General features: G+C 58.7%; 12 protein-coding genes and 3 pseudogenes. 6 read left to right on the forward strand and 9 right to left on the reverse strand.

Annotation, left to right across the window (positions count from 1 at the left end; genetic code table 11):
* Positions 1 to 128: 128 nt before the first annotated feature.
* Positions 129 to 545: a hypothetical protein gene (locus tag PAB09_RS02785; protein ID WP_271034564.1), complete on the reverse strand. Its 417-nt coding sequence runs from the start codon at positions 543 to 545 to the stop codon at positions 129 to 131.
* Positions 546 to 659: 114 nt separating this feature from the next.
* Here PAB09_RS02785 and PAB09_RS02790 point away from each other — a divergent pair, with 114 nt between their 5' ends.
* Both PAB09_RS02790 and PAB09_RS02795 read left to right on the forward strand, forming a co-directional pair.
* Complete coding sequence (locus tag PAB09_RS02790; RefSeq protein WP_271034565.1) at positions 660 to 1,355, forward strand: hypothetical protein; 696 nt, start codon at positions 660 to 662, stop codon at positions 1,353 to 1,355.
* Positions 1,356 to 1,371: 16 nt separating this feature from the next.
* Entirely contained in the window at positions 1,372 to 2,886 is a 1,515-nt protein-coding gene (locus PAB09_RS02795) for a Y-family DNA polymerase (RefSeq protein WP_442873732.1), read from the forward strand.
* A gap of 40 nt (positions 2,887 to 2,926) precedes the next feature.
* Here PAB09_RS02795 and PAB09_RS02800 read toward each other — a convergent pair whose 3' ends face one another.
* Entirely contained in the window at positions 2,927 to 3,589 is a 663-nt protein-coding gene (locus tag PAB09_RS02800; RefSeq protein ID WP_271034567.1) for an AMIN-like domain-containing (lipo)protein, read from the reverse strand.
* Positions 3,590 to 4,034: 445 nt separating this feature from the next.
* Here PAB09_RS02800 and PAB09_RS02805 point away from each other — a divergent pair.
* A pseudogene (locus PAB09_RS02805) lies at positions 4,035 to 4,721 on the forward strand (TM0106 family RecB-like putative nuclease); the annotation flags it as partial.
* Between the two features lie 12 nt (positions 4,722 to 4,733).
* Here PAB09_RS02805 and PAB09_RS02810 read toward each other — a convergent pair.
* The gene (locus tag PAB09_RS02810) at positions 4,734 to 5,885 is read right to left on the reverse strand and encodes an MFS transporter (RefSeq protein WP_271034568.1); all 1,152 of its coding nucleotides are present in this window, start codon (positions 5,883 to 5,885) and stop codon (positions 4,734 to 4,736) included.
* Between the two features lie 105 nt (positions 5,886 to 5,990).
* On the opposite strand from PAB09_RS02810, the gene PAB09_RS02815 reads away from it, so the two are divergent.
* Complete coding sequence (locus tag PAB09_RS02815) at positions 5,991 to 6,866, forward strand: LysR family transcriptional regulator (RefSeq protein ID WP_271034569.1); 876 nt, start codon at positions 5,991 to 5,993, stop codon at positions 6,864 to 6,866.
* Between the two features lie 3 nt (positions 6,867 to 6,869).
* On the opposite strand, the gene PAB09_RS02820 is transcribed toward PAB09_RS02815, so the two are convergent.
* Together PAB09_RS02820 and PAB09_RS02825 are read right to left on the reverse strand one after the other, a co-directional pair.
* A complete protein-coding gene (locus PAB09_RS02820; protein WP_271034570.1) occupies positions 6,870 to 8,060 on the reverse strand; it encodes a serine hydrolase domain-containing protein in 1,191 nt (396 codons plus the stop codon).
* Positions 8,061 to 8,269: 209 nt separating this feature from the next.
* Positions 8,270 to 8,815 (reverse strand): annotated as a pseudogene (locus tag PAB09_RS02825) (superoxide dismutase).
* Positions 8,816 to 8,899: 84 nt separating this feature from the next.
* On the opposite strand from PAB09_RS02825, the pseudogene PAB09_RS02830 reads away from it, so the two are divergent.
* Both PAB09_RS02830 and PAB09_RS02835 read left to right on the forward strand, forming a co-directional pair.
* Positions 8,900 to 9,674, forward strand: a pseudogene (locus PAB09_RS02830) (IS256 family transposase); the annotation flags it as partial.
* 746 nt (positions 9,675 to 10,420) lie between these two features.
* Positions 10,421 to 11,284: a sucrase ferredoxin gene (locus PAB09_RS02835; RefSeq protein ID WP_271034571.1), complete on the forward strand. Its 864-nt coding sequence runs from the start codon at positions 10,421 to 10,423 to the stop codon at positions 11,282 to 11,284.
* Between the two features lie 114 nt (positions 11,285 to 11,398).
* On the opposite strand, the gene PAB09_RS02840 is transcribed toward PAB09_RS02835, so the two are convergent.
* The 4 genes from PAB09_RS02840 to PAB09_RS02855 all read right to left on the reverse strand — a co-directional run bounded on the left by PAB09_RS02840 (position 11,399) and on the right by PAB09_RS02855 (position 14,919).
* Complete coding sequence (locus PAB09_RS02840) at positions 11,399 to 11,830, reverse strand: TM2 domain-containing protein (protein ID WP_271034572.1); 432 nt, start codon at positions 11,828 to 11,830, stop codon at positions 11,399 to 11,401.
* Positions 11,831 to 12,091: 261 nt separating this feature from the next.
* Entirely contained in the window at positions 12,092 to 12,769 is a 678-nt protein-coding gene (locus PAB09_RS02845; protein WP_271034573.1) for a methionine ABC transporter permease, read from the reverse strand.
* Positions 12,766 to 13,788 carry a methionine ABC transporter ATP-binding protein gene (locus tag PAB09_RS02850; RefSeq protein ID WP_271034574.1) on the reverse strand — a complete coding sequence of 341 codons (1,023 nt, stop codon included), beginning with the start codon at positions 13,786 to 13,788 and terminating at the stop codon, positions 12,766 to 12,768. The genes PAB09_RS02845 and PAB09_RS02850 overlap by 4 nt, the downstream gene beginning before the upstream one ends.
* A gap of 231 nt (positions 13,789 to 14,019) precedes the next feature.
* Complete coding sequence (locus PAB09_RS02855) at positions 14,020 to 14,919, reverse strand: MetQ/NlpA family ABC transporter substrate-binding protein (protein WP_271034575.1); 900 nt, start codon at positions 14,917 to 14,919, stop codon at positions 14,020 to 14,022.
* Positions 14,920 to 15,004 lie beyond the last annotated feature (85 nt).

A 15,004-nucleotide genomic window follows, 5' to 3' on the forward strand; every position in this document is an offset into this window, starting at 1 on the left:
TACCTCACTTCCCCAGCGACATGCTGGTTTCAGCGTGTCCACCATCAAGGGGTCAGGTCCCTTGCCGACGCCTACGGTCGGTGCCTTACTCGTCGGCAAGCATAGGCGTAGCGTCAGTGCGCATCGCACTAATCGATAAAAGCGAGCGAACGGGTGCCGTCGATGTGGGGGAATACCAGCCACATCCAGCCGAAAATGACAAGGAACACCACCACCGTGACCCAGACGGCCGCAGGCGCTAGCACCGGCGCGAGCATGAGCGCGAGCCATACCAAAAACAAGGGAACGATCTGACCCACCTTGGGCATGTAGACGAGGTTGCGGGTCTCGAGGAAGGTGCGGATCTCACGACGATACGGGTGGGCGAAGATGATCATGATGCCCACCGCTAGGCATGCGACCATGATGGTGACCTGAACACCGCGGGCCAAGGATGTGGTGAGAACGGCGACCGCCACCCCGAAGAGGAAAGAACTAACAAGTCTGACAATAAGAGGCGTAGGGATGGGGGTCTGGCGCATGCGGGACTCGTAGATCGCGTTCATGGCTTTAACCTAACAGTAGGGGCGGCGTCATTACGTATAGAACCCCACACCCGGGGCGAGGTGGGTTGCGCTGGGGTGTTGACCGCTACTGGGGCGGTGCTTAAGATAGCTTGCATGATGCAAACGTATGTTCGAAATGCTGGGGTGGCTGAACCGGCGCCCGGTAGGGAGGAGCAGATCGCACACCTGCGCGCGAAGCTCGCCCGTTTTGATAGCGAGCATGCTCCCTTGCCGGTGGATAAACAGATCGCCATGCCCGTGGGATTGGCCAAGCTGCTGCCCGGTGGTGGGCTTGCTCGTGGGGTTGCCTACAGCTTTAGTGCCAGTTCATTACTCATGTCGGAGGTCATTGCCCACGTCAGCGGTGAAGGTGGCGTCGTAGGCGTAGTCGGATGGCCCGAGTTTGGTTACGCTGCCGTTGCCGAAACCGGTGGCAATTTAGACCATGTCGTCGCCGTGCCTGACCCGGGTCTTGAGCCACTAGCGGCGGTTAGCGTTCTCGTTGAAGGCTTAGATCTTGTGGTCTATCGTGGGCCCGCGCTGGCCCTTTCTCCGACCCGCGCCCGTCCACTCTTGGCCAAGCTGCGCGCCGGACGTGCCACGTTAGCCATGATTGGAACACAAGTTCCATCGCCGGCCGCCTATGTCGAGGCCCGCCTAGCCGCGGTGTCTGGAATTGGCGCCGGCACAGGACGTATCCGCAGCCTGGAGTTGGCGGTGCAGGTACGAGCAAAAGGGCATGAGCGAAGGGGCGCGGTGATCGTCGGAAAGCAACCACCGCAACCACGTCAGCGGCTACGGGCAGTCTGACATGCGGACGCTGGCCATGTGGTTTCCTGACTGGCCGGTGCAAGCCGCCCGTCTTGAAAACAAGGCCGGGCCAGGGCCAGTGGTGATTACCTCCCGATTCCGTGTTGTTGTCTGCGATCCGGAAGCGCGCGCAGCAGGAATCAAGCGGGGCATGCGTGTCAGGCAAGCCCAAGCGCTGTGTGCGGAGGTTGCGGCGGTTGATTTAGACGAAGAACGCGATGCCCGCACATTCACAGGATTGGTGGAAGATCTCGCCGACGTCGTTCCGAGCATTGAGATTCTGCGGCCAGGATTAGTCGTGCTCAACGCGGCAGCGGCCGCGCGCTTTTATGGCAGCGAGGATCGCGCCGCAGAAAAGCTCATTAATGCTGTAGCCCGGGCGGGAAGCGATTGTCTGGTAGGCATTGCTGACGAGATACCTACTGCGGTGCTGGCCGCGCGGGAGCAAAAGATCGTGCCGAAGGGAAAATCGCTTGTATTCCTGGCTTCATTACCACTAGTGATGCTGCGCCACGAGGTCGCGCTGGGCTGCGCACCGGAGGTCGTCGATACTCTTTATGATCTTGGCGTGCGCACGCTCGGGGATCTCGCCAACCTCCCGAAGCACACTGTCGTCACCCGTTTCGGTGACGAAGGGATGCGCTGTTATGAGATTGCCAGCGCGCATGACGATCGACTTGTTGCCCCACCGATCGAAGGTGAGGACTTCAGCGTATGGATACGCCCCGAGGATCCCATTACCCGCGTGGACGAGGCTGCGTTTATTGCCCGTGCGTTGGCCAGCCAGTTGCATGAGACTTTAAGAGCCCGGGGGTTGGTCTGTTATCGGTTGAGGGTTCATGCTAGTGGTAATGAAGCTACCGCTACCCGCACCTGGCATACGCGGACGCAACTTGATGAGAAGGCGATGGCCGATCGTGTGCGGTGGCAACTGGATGCATGGCTGGCATCGGGAGGGGTCGGTGCCATCAATGAGCTCGGCCTCGAACCCGTCGAATGCGCACAACCGGCTGCACGCAGCCTCTGGGGTGCGCAGGCAAGTGATGAGGCTCAGAGGGTGATAGCGCGGGTACAGTCGAGTTTAGGGATCAGCGCAGTCAAGACTCCCGTAGTCGTCGGGGGACGTGGGGTACGCGAGAGGATTGACCTCATCGATTATGGGGAGTCGGTGGATGTGCAGGCTCGACGCGCGCGAGGACGCTGGCTAGGCAAGATCCCACCGCCGCTACCCGCGCGGCTAGGCGATGGCGCCGCGAAGGTTAATCTGCGCGCGTCCGCGGCTGCGGGTGGGATGACGGTGTACGTCACCAGTGAAGCCGTCTTGAACGCCGATCCGGCGATCGCAGAGATCGACCACGAGCGATTCGACGTCATCGGGTGGGCCGGGCCTTGGCCAGTAGATGATGGATGGTGGCAGGGCAAAGCGGCGGTGGCCAGACTGCAAGTGGTGGCCGTCGATAAGCAAAACCGCCCACGTGCATGGCTGCTGCTGTGGGCGGGACGCTGGGAAGTGGAAGCAGAATTCGAATAGAACCAGAACTAGGACTCGTCTATCTGTCTCATCGTTACTGCTAGTCGTTGCGGATATCGATGACCACGCGTAAAGGATCATTCAGGGTTTGAATCGAGTAGGCGTGGGAGCCATTAAGACCGATGACAAAAGCCGAACGACCCTCAAACGTACCTAGCGACTGTACTCCAGTGACCACCCCGCCAGTGGAGGTAATGGGGGACAAATCCGGATCCTCCATGCCCAGCTCGAAGGGGTAGGTGGTGCCCTCGATATTGATCATGAGGGCTGTCGTTCCCTTGTACTCCACGGGGAACCCACTGCCGTCACGGGTGGGAGTAGACGTCAACTCCGTGGACCAGCCGGGGCTGCCAGTACCGCTGAGATCGAGCACGACGCGCTCGAAGCTGTCATGACTGCCATAGCGCATCCCGGTGACCACGAGCTGGGAGCCTGCGGCAGGCGCTTGTGTCTTGTTGTCTGCCGATGCGTCGCCGAGTGGCGCCAAACCGGCGGATTCAGAAAGCAGTGATGCTGCTTGGCCTGGATTGGCGGTAGCCGCGGAGGTCTGCGCGGATTGTGGTGATTGTTGGGTCTGTGCGGAAAGCGTTGCGGTGCTGCCCTGTGTGCCAGGCTGGCTGTCGCCGCAGCCTGCCAGCACGAGTGCACCAGCGGTGACGCTTACAAGCATGAGCCTACGGAAAGTCACAGGGGAAATACTCATAGCCCCAACCGTAACTTCTTTCTCATGGGCAACGGTAGCTATTTCATGCGATAGGGCTAAATCGTTGCGAAACCTTAACAAAGTATGTGGCAAGGGGCACTAGTTGTACTGACTCTACTGATAGCAGCCGATGGGAACAGTGGTTGCGGAATGCGAGGTGGCAGCGCATTGAATATGTGCCGAAGAATCGTCGAATAGTGGTCAGGCGCTCTCGCCGAGTGGGCGATGGATGCATGGAAAGAAAAACTATCCATCCCTGAGAAGGTAGGGACGCTTCGGTAAACGACAGGATGTGATTGCTTGGCGGTTATCGCAGGCGTGCAAGTGTAACATGCAAAAAACGAATAACATCTTCTTTTAATGCATTTGTCGAATGTGTGGGGGGGTTTGTGCCTAGCATAACCATTCTGGTCATGTCGCTTATCGTACTTAGACGGTGTCATTCGTTCCTATGCTTATCGATGCCGGCTTGGGAGATACCTCTGCCCTCGCGGCCGCGTGGCGAGAGGGCATCCCGCTGCTGCGGCGCGGAAAGGTATCTGTGCCACGCGCTGATGTAGAAGTCGACGTGGACATGGAAGCCTACCTCGACCAGGGCGCATACCTATGGGGTGCGTGGTACGAGGGCGAGTACCATCCCTTCGTCACCTGGGAGCCGCTGGGTGGCAAGGCAGAGGCGGAGAACTTCTCCCGCTTCTGGGATTGGCTCATGGGCATCCGCGCGGGCGCCCACGCGCAGGGCGAGACTTTTGCCGCCTACTGCTATTTTGCCCACGGTGAGAACCACTGGATGCGCATGTCCGCGCAGCGCTTTGACTCACCCAGCCTCGCCCAGGTCGAGGAGTTCATCGGCTCTCAGGAGTGGGTGGACCTCTTCCTGCACGTTAAGCGCAACTTCGCCTGCACCATGGGGCTCGGCCTCAAGCAGGTCGCGCCCGTGGCGGGCTTCCACTGGGCACAGGAGGACTTCGACGGCGAGGAATCCGTCAATGCCCGTCGCGCCGCGCTCGCCGGGGATTCAGAAAGCCGTGCCAAGCTGCTGGAGTACAACTCCGGTGACGTGCAGGCCACCCGCGTGGTGCGCGAGTGGATGGATCGCGGCGCGCCGGGGATTAGGTCCCTGCGCGGCTAGGACTGAGTGCGGCTAGGCCTCTTTGCGCACCGTCAGAGCGAGCACGCACAGCGCCAGAGCCACCGCGGTGTAGGAGAGGATGAAGCCGGTCCAGGAGAAGGCGTCGAAAAGCACGCCCGCCACAGCGCCCAAGATGGACGAGCCCAGGTAATAGCAGAAGACGTACATGCTCGAGGCCTCCGCGCGATCGTGGGTGGCCAGGTGGCTCACCCACCCCGATGCCGTGGAATGGGCGGCGAAGAAGCCTACGGTCAGCGCGACGATGCCGATAAGCGTGAGGACGATGCCTCCCATGCAGCAGGCGATGCCCACAGCGAGCAGAACACACGCTGCCAGAAGGGTTGTTCCATGCCCGTGGCGGCTCACCAGCCTTCCCGCGCGCGCTGAGGCCCAGGTGCCGGTGAGGTAGAATAAGAATACCGATCCGGCCAGCGCGGGGGCGAGGCCGAAGTGCTCGGTGAGCCGGAAACCGAGGAAGTTGTAGAGCGAGACAAAGGCACCCATGGAAAGGAAAGCCACGATGAAAAGGGGTGCGAGGCGCCGGTCATGCCAGTGGACAAAGATCGCGCGCAATTCTGAGCGCACGTGAATCTCCTTGGGGTGGAAATTGCGCTGGGCTGGGAGCAAGAGAATGCAGGCCACGGCGAAGAGCGCCGATACGCACGCGGAGGCAAAGAGCGCCCAGCGCCAGGTGGAGAATTCCAGGACGCCTGTGGGGATGAGGCGCCCGCTCAGGCCGCCGATGGAGGTGCCGGCGATATAAATGCCCATGACTCGCGGCAGGAGCTTGGAATCCAGCTCCTCAGAAAGCCAGGCCATCGCTGTGGCCGGAGCCCCTGCCAGAAGCGCGCCCTGCAGCCCGCGCAGCACAATGAGCTGCAGCGGCGTCTGGGCCAGCGGCACGATAAGGCCCACGCCCGTCGCGGCGATGGCGGAGATGATGAGCACTCGCCCGCGCCCGTAGCGTTCGGAGGCGATCGACGCCGGGACCACGCACAGAGCCAGCGCCCCCGTGGCCGCGGACACCGTCAGTGCCGCCTGCGTGGAGCTCATGTGCAGCTGTTTTACCAGCGTGGGCAGCATGGCCTGCGTGGTATAGAGGCAGGAGAATATCGCTAGTCCCACAAAGAGCATCGCGATGGTGGCGCGCCGGGTTCTGGTCATAGAACCATCATTGCCCCCACGCACTCATGTGTAAAATGCAATAAAGCGACAATCTTCATGCACGATATGCATGAATTCAGTGAAATATCTAACTGAGGAGTGTCCATGAACCTGGAGGATGTCCGCGGCGTGGTCGCTGTGGCGCAGGTCGGCCTCGTGGGGGCCGCGGCCGATGAGCTGGGGATATCGCAATCCGCGCTCACCCGCCGGGTGCAGCGCATTGAAAAGGACCTCGGCGCCACCCTCTTTGAGCGAAGCGGGCGCCGCCTCGTTCCCAACTCCCGCGGCCAGGCTTTCCTCGAGCCGGCGAAGGCTATGCTCGCTGCCCAGCAGCGCGCCCGTGACGCGGTCTCCCGCCTCATGGATCCGGAGCTGGGAACCGTACGTCTCGATTTCATGCACTCGCTGGGAACCTGGATGGTGCCCGATCTGCTCAAGAGCTACCGCGAGCTTCATCCGCGCGTGGACATCCGCCTCCACCAGGGCGCAGCCCGGGAGCTACAGGAGCGCGTGGTGGCGGGGGAGTCCGATATTGCCCTCGTTGGCCCGCGGCCCGTCGATGCCGACTCCGCCCTGGGCTGGCACCAGATAAAACTGCAGCGCCTGGGCCTCGCGGTGCCCGACGGACACTGGGCGGCAGGCCAAGCCAATGCCCGGCTGGCGAACTTTGCCGAGGAGGCCTTCATCGGCATGTTGCCTGGCTATGGTACCCGAATGCTTCTCGACGCCCTCGCCACCTCCGCCGGCTTTAACCCCAAGCTGGTATTCGAGTCGATGGAACTGACCACCGTGGCGGGACTGGTCTCTGCCGGATTAGGCTGCGCCTTGCTGCCACTGGATGACCCATACCTACAGGTAGATAACCTCATCCCGCTCGATCCCCCGGCCTATCGCGAGCTCGGCCTCATCTGGCGCAAAGCCGACGATGCCCCGCCGGTGCGCCAGCTGCGAGATGCCATCATCGGCGGCTTCGTCTCCTAGAAACTACTCTGGATTTCCATTTACCCATTCGGTCGAATGGAAATCTCCCTTACCAAGGAAGAGCTGCAGTAGGTCTTCTGCGGACTTCTGCCCGTTGCTGCTGTTCCAGAACATGGCAATAGATTCCTTTCTCTCGGGGAAAGCTATGAAGAAGGCCCGCCGAGAACCGTTATCTCCCCAATGCCAGACTGCTGGGCCTAGATCGCTGTCCTCGAGTCCTATTCCCAATCCCCACGAGATGAACGGATCTGCTGGGCTGGGGGGAGTCTGATTAGCGTCGGAAGAAGCCTGAAGCCATTCCTGGTGGACTTCTGGCGAGAGTCCCTCACCAGAAATGATCGCCCGCTGGATGAACTTAGTGTAGTCATCTGCACTGGTAAGCAGGGTATAAGCGTCGTTTCCTCGCCGGTACTCGCTCAGCTTGCCTGGTTCGCCATTCTCATTATGACCCACAGTCATGAGCGGGATATCTGCTTCACGGAATACTAAGGAAGAGTGTTCCATGTTGAAGGGGCGGAATACCTCGGTGTCGAGTATGTCTGAGAAGTTTTTATTCTCCATGTGCTCTACTACTTGTTGCAGCAGGAAGAATGCATCTCCGGAGTAACCGAACTTAGTTCCTGGCGTCCATTGCGGAACGAGCGCTGAGTCTTCGGCACCGGGCGAGGTAGCCCAGTTGGGAAGCCCGGTGGTGTGGTTGAGAACCATGCGTGCAGTGATGGTCTTTGCTTCGGCACTACCCGCGATGCGAGGAGATTGATAGTAATCCCACAGGGGGGTGTCTAAGTCGAGTTTTCCCTCATCGACGAGCTTGAGGAAAGCGTAGGTGCTGACAACCTTTGTCAAGGATGCGGCTTGAAACATAGTGTCTTCAGACACTGGAGTTCCTAGGTCTTTTCGGGCGACTCCTACAGCGTAGCTATCGGTCACACTGCCTTTTTGGTGTACAACTTGGGCACCTGGAATATTGTACTTCTCTAGGATCTGAGCAATTTGCGCCTCGTTGACCGCGTGTTGGGCATCGCCCGGAACAGAGCTTGAACCGATTAAAGATGAACTGCCACTGGAAAGGCCTAAAGCCGATGCAGCGGGTGCGCCAAGTGTAGTGGTGGCGACTATCAAAATACCCGCGACCACTGTTTGTGAGCGTGATACACGGGAGAACTTCCAAGAGGACTTACTGATTCTAGGCACTATAGAGCTTTCTAGGAGAGCGGAAAATGACCTAGGTATTACACCTCAATAGTTTCTATATGTCAATAGAAATGGCTGAGCTGCAATGTCTTGGCACACGCTATCCGGAAAGCTGCACATATAACAAAAGTGTGGGGCGGGAATCCGGTAGATCCGGTTCCCGCCCCACACCGATAGTGATGAAGCTACTTCAGCTGAAATTACTGCAATTACTTCCTGGCGGCGGCGAAGCGCTCTGCCACATCAGCCCAGTTGAAGACGTTCCAGACGGCCTTGACGTAGTCAGCCTTGACGTTCTTGTACTGGAGGTAGAAGGCGTGCTCCCACATATCCAGCATGAGCAGCGGGGTGAAGTTCGCAGAGATGTTGCCCTGCTGGTCCGTCAGCTGCTCAATGAGCAGGCGGCCAGCGATGTGATCGTAACCGAGTACTGCTCAGCCGGAGCCCTGCAGGCCCAGTGCTACAGCGGAGAAGTGAGCCTTAAACTTCTCAAAAGAACCGAAGTCCCGGTCGATGGCCTCAGCCAGCTCGCCGGTGGGCTCGCCGCCGCCGTTGGGGGAGAGGTTCTTCCAGAAGATGGAGTGGTTGGTATGTCCACCCAGGTTGAAGGCTAGGTTCTTGGACAGAGCGCGGATGCGGTCGGCGTTGGCCTCACCGTTGCGCTCAGCCTCGAGTGCCTCGAGGGCTGCATTGGCGCCAGCAACGTAATTTGCATGGTGCTTGTCGTGGTGCAGCTCCATGATCTCTGCGGAGATATGTGGTTCGAGAGCGTCGAATGCCTAGTCAAGATCTGGAAGTTCGTAGACAGCCATGATTAGTCCTTTCTTTGGGTACGTTGTCCAATAGATACCGGCCCGTATTTCTACGTCTCTTGCGATGCGTTGACCATGAAGGTCCGCGAAGGCGGACGAGTCGTTAAGACCTCCGTGCTACTGGCCACCGGTGTTAACGCGGAAGGCTATCGGGAGTTATTGGGCATGCAGGTCGCTACAGCCGAATCAGTGGCCTCATGGACCGGGTTCTTCAGAGACCTTAAAGCACGCGGACTCAACGATGTCTACCTCGTTACCAGTGACGCCCATTTGGGCATCCAGCACGCCATCGGGGAGGTCCTTCCCAATGCGTCCTGGCAGAGATGCCGAACTCATTTCTTAAAAGAACTTGTCCGCAATGGTGCCTAAAACCCAGTGGCCGACACTGTCTGCGATGTTCCACACGATATTCCAGCAGCCAGATGCACAATCAGTATGGGCCCAAGCGCAGGATGTGGTGACGTTTTGCCAGCAGAAGTTCCCGCATGTCGCCGACTATCTGGAAGAAGCCCTTGATGAGCTGCTGGCGTTTACCAACGCGCCGAAAGCAGTGTGGAAGAAAGTCTGGTCAAACAATCCCACTGAAAGGCTTAATCGTGAGATCCGCCGGCGCACCGATGTCGTCGGCATCTTCCCGAACCGAGACGCTGTCGTCCGTCTGGTTGGGGCCGTACTCGCTGAGCACCACGATGACTGGATTCAACAAAACCGATACATGTCACTCACCAGCCTGGAGCACACCAAAGCGATGATCACATCCAACATCATCGACGCTGGCGATCCCACTGAGCAGGCCGCATGAACCGGCAAAAAATTCAGGCTCGAGCGGGCCCCCGAAGCCGTTACCCAGCCTGTTTAATCGAAAGGCAGAAACACCACTTCCATGGACTTGACCGAGTCTAGCTACACGGGTCCGCTGTAATAAGTATCGAGTTGTAGAACTGGGGGTCGAGTCCTGATATCTGCCGGTGCGTTGCCCCTCGCAATTCCCGAAGTGTCTTTCTGGATAGGCTGCCTTCCTGCAATGCGATGGGAATGCTGCGACTTGGAACGAGCAGACCGGCCCCAGAGCAGATGGTCTGTCAACTGTGGTCGCGGTGGTGAATCAGACCCGTTATCCCTTTCGAGCACACCAGCGCTTGGTTGAGAGATTGCAGTGGCTAAGCTTCAGTACGTATCGATTCTCTGGCAGCTCGCACCCGACAACGCAGTGAGAGAACACGTGGGTAACAAAAGCGGTGTACACGAACCTTTTCCGAGTCTGCGAGTAAGCATTATCGGCACCCACAATCTTCCCCGGTGCTGATGCCGTGGACGTACGATTGGCAAGATGGCGATAGTTGCTGCTGTGATCTCTGCCTTGAACATTCCTGTTGATAAAGGGTTTAAAGAATTGGAAGACAAAGACAACATAGAAAAAAACTGCAGGGTATCGTGAAATCCACACGGTTTTTGAACCGGTATGGGGAACACGGTGGTTCCACTTCATAATGAAGGTGCTACAACTAATGCACGCACTTACCTGTCACGGGCGTTAATCTAACAACCATGACAAGCATGCTGTGTTCTGATGTTGCTGGCGAGCCGCTGCCGGGGACCTCCAAGCCGGGGGCCATGTACGTCGTCTTTGAAAAACCGGGTTCGTGGAGTCATGACATCCTTGACGGCGATACCTTCGGTCCTGAGTTGACCAAGCGTCTCAAGGCCTTACCGGGTGGGATGTATCTTATTCGCAAGCATGGTCGCGAGGGGCATGTGAAAAAGGACAAGCACACTTGTTACCTCGTATTTTGCGAGCAGGCGGTAACAGAACGTCTGGAATTGACAAGCGTCGAGGAGCTGTTTGACTTGGACCTGGCTGGGCCTGGTCGCAACGCCGATAAGGGCGCGGTCGTGGAGACGAAGCCATTGCTGCTCGTGTGCACGCATTCCAAGCGCGACCGTTGCTGCGCGATCAAGGGCAGACCAATGGCTGCGGCGCTTTCCGAAGCATTCCCCGATGCCCCGATCTGGGAATGTTCACACACGAAGGGGCATCGCTTTGCACCGTCGATGGTTCTGATGCCGCACAGCTACTCTTTTGGGCGGCTCAACACCTCCGCAGCGATCGCTATGTATGAGGCAAGTCTGCGTGGAGAGATGTTTCTGCCGGGGGCGCGCGGGCGCGGAATTTATTCGCCCCAAGGGCAAGTCGCCGAGCTTGCGGTAGCGCAGCAATTAGTTCAAGCAGGAGAGACGGTACGTATAGGCGAACTAGCTGTAGAAGGAACGACCGTCATGCACCCAGACGGGAGGAAGTTCGAGGTTGAGTTAGAGACAACGGTCACCGATGGGGTCATGGGTTCTTGTGGGGATGAGCCGAAAAGAGGCACGTCATGGGTAGCCGTGGGTATTACTAAGTCCTCTGCCTAATCGTCTTGGGAGGCAGAAATTCAATGAGCGCAATTCCTTACAACCCGAAACGGGTCTGTTGGGAAATGCGCTCATTCCGCCGCTGCGGAGTGGTCCTGGGACAAAAGGAGAATCCTAGTCAAGCAGGACGCCCCGGGCGTCGGTGGTGTATTGGCCTGCGCCGATCAGGATCATGATGAATTCAACGAAAGCCCACAGACCTACGGCAGCGGTAATGAAAAAACCTATCAGCAGTAATGATGTAATAAGGCCAATGACAAAAAGGGTGAGCTGTACAGCGCCCCTTCCGTTGTAACCAAGATAGAAGTTGTGGATACCAAGGCTTCCAAAGAAGAAAGCGAGGACCGCTGCGAGGACCTTAGACTTAGGCGCCACCGATACGACATACGCCGGTGGTAGAGCAGGGTGCTGGTAACCGACAGGAGACCCCGCAGGGAAACCCGTTTGTGGTGCCAGCGGGTTAGCGGGCTGAGGCATAGCATCAGGGGTGGAGAATGGGTTATACGGCTGGTTGCTTTTGAAAGGGTCATTATGCGGAGTGGTCATGCTAACCATTCAAACACAGTTGGGTCTTGCTTCCAATAGAACTTTTGACAGAAATTCCGGCAAGAATCGGAGTGAAGTGCCCGAGGTGTGCCCACAAATGCTGGCGGCTCAGAGAGCCTACGATGCTTTATTTTTGTGCAGCAAAAAGCCGCTATACGAGGGTTGCTGCTGAACCACCGCCACCTTTGTATCGCTCGCGTGGGGAGAAAAAAGTCCGCATGCGCGAGGAAGCGAATGCGGACTTCATGGGCGAATGGGTCTCTACCGGCGCATGACCTTCTTGGCCAGGAAGTTGCCGAAGTTCTGGGCGAACTGGACGATGATGACAATGACCACCGTGGCTACCAGGGTGACCTGCCAGTCGTAGGCGCGGTAGCCGTAAGTAATCGCGAAGTCGCCAAGTCCGCCGCCACCGATGTAGCCGGCCATCGCCGACATGTCCACGATGGCGATAAAGGCGAAGGTAAAGCCCAGGATGAGCGGGCCTAAGGCCTCGCGGACGATAACCGAGGTGATGATCTTCCACGGGGAGGCACCCATTGCGCGGGCAGCTTCAATGACGCCGGGGTCGATGGTGACGAGGTTTTGCTCGACGATGCGGGCGATACCAAAGGTTGCGGCAATCGACATGCCGAACATGGCGGCCTCGCGGCCGATCTGCGTGCCGATAACCGCCACCGTGACGGGGCCGATCGCCGAGATCAGGATGATAAACGGGATCGGGCGCACCAGGTTGACGAGAAAATTAACCAGCCAATAGATGGGCTTGTTCTGAAGCACCCCGCCGGGGCGGGTGGTGTAGAGCAAAACGCCAAGGACGAGGCCGAAGAAACCGCCGACGACCAAGGTGACTGCAACCATGACCAAGGTGTCGATGATGGCGGTCGTAAACGTGTCACCGAGTCGTGACCAATCGGCTGCAAGGATCGTAGTAGTCATCGTGCGATCTCCTTAATTTCCGTGGTGCGGCTGAGGTGCTGATAGAACTCCTCGATGACCGAATCCGGACCGGACAGGCGCACCGTTATCTTGCCGAAGCTGTGGCGCTGCAAGGTGGTGATGCCACCGTGGACTATGCCGATTTCAGCGCCCGCGTCGCGCGCAGCTGCGGCCGCGCTAAAGAATCCGGAGTCTTCGGTAAGGTTGATCGTAAACAACCGGCCTTCGTGGGCTAGGAGATCCTCGGATTCGATGGCATCGGGGGTATTGCGCAAGGCTGTGGCCACGAAACGCTGAGCCACGCGGGTCTGTGGGTTGGAGAAGACCTCGAAGGTGCTACCGTACTCAACGACCTTTCCGTCCTCCATGACCGCGACCTTGTCGGCGATGGCGCGCACCACTTCCATTTCGTGGGTGATCACGACGATGGTGATGCCAAGCTCCTTGTTGACCTTGCGAAGCAGGTTGAGCACCTCATGGGTGGTCTCGGGATCGAGAGCAGAGGTGGCTTCGTCGGCAAGCAGCAAATCCGGATTGGTGGCAAGCGCTCGGGCAATGCCGACACGCTGTTTCTGGCCACCGGAAAGCTGCTCGGGATAGTTTCGGCCGCGATCGGCCAAACCGACGAACTCGAGCAGCTCGGCCACGCGTTGCGCGCGTTGTTGTTTGGGCATGCCGGCCAGAGTGAGCGGATAGTCGATGTTGCCCGCGGCGGTGCGGGAATTAAATAGGTTGAACTGCTGGAAGATCATGCCGATGTTGCGGCGGATCTGGCGCAGCTGGTGCTCGGACATGCCGACGATATCGGTGCCGTCGAGGCGTAGATGACCGCTGGTGGGGGTGTCTAGCCCGTTGATCATGCGTACGAGCGTGGACTTTCCGGCGCCGGAATAGCCGATGACGCCGAGGATCTCACCGGGCTCGACGGTTAAGGTGACCCCGTCGAGGGCGGTGACTTTCTTTTTTCCGGAGTCGAAGACTTTGGTGATGCCTTCGAACTCGATTTTGGTTCCGGTCACTGGATAACTTTCTAGTGGTAATGATGACGCTAAAAGATCGTCTCAAGCCTAAACGCCCCGCGCCAGCTTGGAAAATTGTGAAAGCAGGCGCGGGGCGCGAAAGGTGCTGCGGGTATGAGGCCGGTGGGCGTCGGAAAGCAAAAGCCAAACGCCCTGCGTGAGCAAGCAATCCTGCCTGCGGCAAGGGCATGGGCTTGTGTGAGACCTCAGCCGAACTGAGGCGAGGCAGGCTTACTGGGCCTGCTCCTCGAGGCGGTCGAGGATGGCCTGCAGCTCCTCCGGGGTGCGCTCGACCTCGACGGAAGTGCCCTTCGAATCCTCGGCGATAGCATCCTGGACGGCCTGGGTGTGCCACAGCTCAACCAGCTTGGGGACGGTCGGATCGTCCTTGTCCTCGGCCTTGACCACGAAGACGTTGATGTATGGCTCGGCCTCCTCGGAATCCGGGTCATCCTGGAACACGGCCAGCTTCGGGTCGATGCCGGCACGGTCGAGGAAGGAGTTGTTGATGATGGCCGGGGTGCCCTCGCCATAGGCGGCGGTGGTCTGAGCGGCATCAACCGGGGTGACGGTGACCTTGGAAGCGGCCTCGTCGATGTCAGCCGGAGCCGGGGTGACCATGCCCTTAGCCTCCTCCTTCAAGGTGATCAGGCCGGCCTGGACGAGCACGTTGATGGCGCGACCCTGGTTGGAAGGATCGTTCGGGATGGCGATGGACTCACCGTCGATGCCGTCGATGGAGTCGTGATCCTTCCAGAACAAAGCCAACGGCACGATCTCGGTAGCACCGACCGGGATGAGATCGTCGTTGTTGCCGACGTTGTATTCTGCCAGGAACTTCAGGTGCTGGAACTGGTTGACGTCGATCTGATCCTGGGACAAGGCCAGGTTCGGGGTGGAATAATCGGAGAAGTTAACAAGCTCGAGGTCGATGCCGTTTTCCTTGGCGGCATCTTCCATGGCTGCCCATGCCTTCTTAGTAGAGTCCGTGGTGCCCAGGCGGATGGTGACGGTCTCGGAAGCAGCCTCGGAAGAATCAGAGGAGCTGCTGGAGTCGGAAGAGCAGGCAACCAGGCCGGTTGCGCCCAAGAATACGGCCAGGCCGGTAGCTACGGTGCGACGAAGCTTCATGAGATGTTTTTAGGTCCTTTCATGCGTGCTTTCCGACGCCCACAAGCTCCCACCTTGTGCGGTCGTCATTCGCGTGCGGATGCCT

Source organism: Corynebacterium sp. SCR221107, from assembly GCF_027886475.1.
Taxonomy (GTDB): domain Bacteria; phylum Actinomycetota; class Actinomycetes; order Mycobacteriales; family Mycobacteriaceae; genus Corynebacterium.

Coding starts and splice junctions, on each gene's coding strand:
- PAB09_RS02840 (WP_271034572.1), bottom strand. CDS start 11,830: ATGACCACTCCGCATAATGACCCTTTCAAAAGCAACCAGCCGTATAAC.
- PAB09_RS02815 (WP_271034569.1), top strand. CDS start 5,991: ATGAACCTGGAGGATGTCCGCGGCGTGGTCGCTGTGGCGCAGGTCGGC.
- PAB09_RS02845 (WP_271034573.1), bottom strand. CDS start 12,769: ATGACTACTACGATCCTTGCAGCCGATTGGTCACGACTCGGTGACACG.
- PAB09_RS02790 (WP_271034565.1), top strand. CDS start 660: ATGATGCAAACGTATGTTCGAAATGCTGGGGTGGCTGAACCGGCGCCC.
- PAB09_RS02795 (WP_442873732.1), top strand. CDS start 1,372: ATGTGGTTTCCTGACTGGCCGGTGCAAGCCGCCCGTCTTGAAAACAAG.
- PAB09_RS02835 (WP_271034571.1), top strand. CDS start 10,421: ATGACAAGCATGCTGTGTTCTGATGTTGCTGGCGAGCCGCTGCCGGGG.
- PAB09_RS02855 (WP_271034575.1), bottom strand. CDS start 14,919: ATGAAGCTTCGTCGCACCGTAGCTACCGGCCTGGCCGTATTCTTGGGC.
- PAB09_RS02800 (WP_271034567.1), bottom strand. CDS start 3,589: ATGAGTATTTCCCCTGTGACTTTCCGTAGGCTCATGCTTGTAAGCGTC.
- PAB09_RS02785 (WP_271034564.1), bottom strand. CDS start 545: ATGAACGCGATCTACGAGTCCCGCATGCGCCAGACCCCCATCCCTACG.
- PAB09_RS02810 (WP_271034568.1), bottom strand. CDS start 5,885: ATGACCAGAACCCGGCGCGCCACCATCGCGATGCTCTTTGTGGGACTA.